The following is a 1,395-nucleotide window of genomic DNA, read 5'->3' on the forward strand; positions in this document are numbered from 1 at the left end:
GAGATCAAGAAACTGCTGATCGCCAATCGCGGCGAAATCGCGCTGCGTATTCACCGCGCGTGCCACGAAATGGGCATTCAAACGGTCGCGGTGCATTCGACCGCCGATAATGATGCGATGCACGTGCGGCTCGCCGATCAGGCGATCTGCATCGGACCACCATCGGCGACCGAATCCTATCTCAACATCCCCAACATCATTTCGGCTGCCGAAATTTCGGGCGCCGATGCGATCCATCCCGGCTATGGTTTCTTAAGCGAAAACGCCAAATTCGCTGAAATCGTCGAAGCGCACGACATCATCTTCGTCGGACCCAAGCCCGAACATATCCGCACGATGGGCGACAAGATCGAGGCCAAACGCAGCGCCGGGGCGCTCGGCCTGCCGCTGGTGCCGGGCTCGCCCGGGCCGATCAGCGATATTACCGAAGCCAAGGCGATCGCCGCAGAGGCGGGCTATCCGGTTATCATCAAGGCGGCATCGGGCGGCGGCGGGCGCGGGATGAAGGTCTGCACGTCCGAGTCCGAACTCGAGACGCTGATGCAGCAGGCCGGAAGCGAGGCGAAAGCCGCGTTCGGCGATGCGACGGTCTATCTCGAAAAATATCTCGGCAACCCGCGCCATATCGAATTCCAGGTGTTCGGCGACGGACAGGGCAATGCGATCCATCTCGGCGAGCGCGACTGTTCACTGCAGCGCCGCCATCAGAAGGTGCTGGAAGAGGCCCCCTCCCCGGTGCTCGGCGCGGAAGATCGCGCACGCATGGGCGGGATCTGCGCCAAGGCGATGGCCGATATGGGCTATCGCGGTGCGGGCACGATCGAATTTCTGTGGGAGAATGGCGAGTTCTTCTTCATCGAGATGAATACCCGGCTGCAAGTGGAACATCCCGTGACCGAAGCGATCACCGGGCTCGATCTGGTGCGCGAACAGATCCGCATCGCCGAGGGGCATCCGCTGACGCTGCGGCAGGAAGACGTGCAGTTCCGCGGCCATGCGATCGAATGCCGCATCAACGCCGAGGACCCGCGTACCTTCGCGCCGTCGCCCGGGCTGGTGAAGCAATTCCACGCCCCCGGCGGCATGAACGTGCGTGTCGATAGCGGGCTGTATGCCGGCTACCGCGTGCCGCCTTATTACGATTCGATGATCGCCAAGCTGATCGTCTATGGCACCACGCGAGAGGGTGCGATCCGGCGGCTGCGCCGCGCGCTCGAGGAATTCGTGATCGACGGCATGAAAACCACAATCCCGCTGCACCAGGCGCTGATCGAGGATCCCGATTTCCTTGCGGGCAACTATACGATCAAATGGCTCGAAGAGTGGCTGACGCGGCAGGAGGACTAAGCGGGCCCGGACCTGGCGCCCGGGGGCCGACCTCTCCGCATTGTCAGC

The 1,395-nt window shown here is 62.7% G+C and carries 1 protein-coding gene; it reads left to right on the forward strand.

All coding sequences use genetic code 11. The annotated features are described in order from the left end of the window. On the forward strand, positions 1-1,347 hold a 1,347-nt coding region (accC, locus tag ABWP09_RS11435; protein ID WP_353205265.1), incomplete at its 5' end, for an acetyl-CoA carboxylase biotin carboxylase subunit. Between the last annotated feature and the right edge of the window lie 48 nt (positions 1,348-1,395).

The sequence above is a fragment of the Sphingomonas sp. genome (genome assembly GCF_040398505.1).
Taxonomy (GTDB): Bacteria; Pseudomonadota; Alphaproteobacteria; order Sphingomonadales; family Sphingomonadaceae; genus Sphingomonas.